Source organism: Corynebacterium sp. HMSC067D03 (assembly GCF_001811185.1).
GTDB classification, from domain to species: Bacteria; Actinomycetota; Actinomycetes; order Mycobacteriales; family Mycobacteriaceae; genus Corynebacterium; species Corynebacterium coyleae.
Map to the genome: position 1 here is coordinate 484 of NZ_KV803814.1, position 733 is coordinate 1,216.

The window sequence follows — 733 nt, forward strand, 5'->3', positions numbered from 1 at the left end:
GCCACGGTTGATGCGCCGACGTTTAAGAAGGCCGACGAAAACGGTGATCCCACCAACGAGACCACCGAAAAGCCTGAAGGCACCGGGTTCGTTCTGAGTGATGATCCGGAGAAGGCTCCGACGTACACCGATAAGGATGGCAACGAGAAGCCGCTTCCGGAAGGCAGCGTAACGTTCGGTCCGGACGGTGATTTCACTGTGAAAATTCCGGAGGATGCCAAGCCTGGTTCCGAGTTCACCGTTCCGGTGAAGGTGACCTACCAGGATGGCTCCGAAGAAACGGTTGACGTCACCATCAATGTTGATAAGGACGACAACGAGAAGTTTGAGCCGAACTACGGCGACGGTAAGGGTAAGCCTGGCGAGGATGCCAAGGTTGAGAAGCCGACGTTTACCGACGAGAACGGCAACCCGGTTGACATGCCGGAGGGAACTAACTTCGATCTGAATGATGATCCGGAGAACGCTCCGAAGTACACCGATAAGGATGGCAACGAGAAGCCGCTTCCGACAGACAAGGTAACGGTTGATCTGAACACTGGTGAGATCACTGTTCCGGTTCCGGAGGATGCCAAGCCTGGTTCCGAGTTCACCGTTCCGGTGAAGGTGACCTATCCGGACGGCACCACTGACACTGTCGACGTCACCGTGAAGGTCGGCACCATCGCTGAGGACCTCGAGCCTGAGTACAAGGGTGAGTCTGGTGAGCCTGGTGAGGATGTGAAGGTTCCTG

Annotated in this window: 1 protein-coding gene; it reads left to right on the forward strand. The window is 56.2% G+C overall.

Translation table 11 applies throughout. The features are described from left to right. Window positions 1-733, forward strand: a 733-nt coding sequence (locus HMPREF2785_RS05345) for a YPDG domain-containing protein (RefSeq protein ID WP_210386097.1), incomplete at both ends; no start/stop codon positions are given.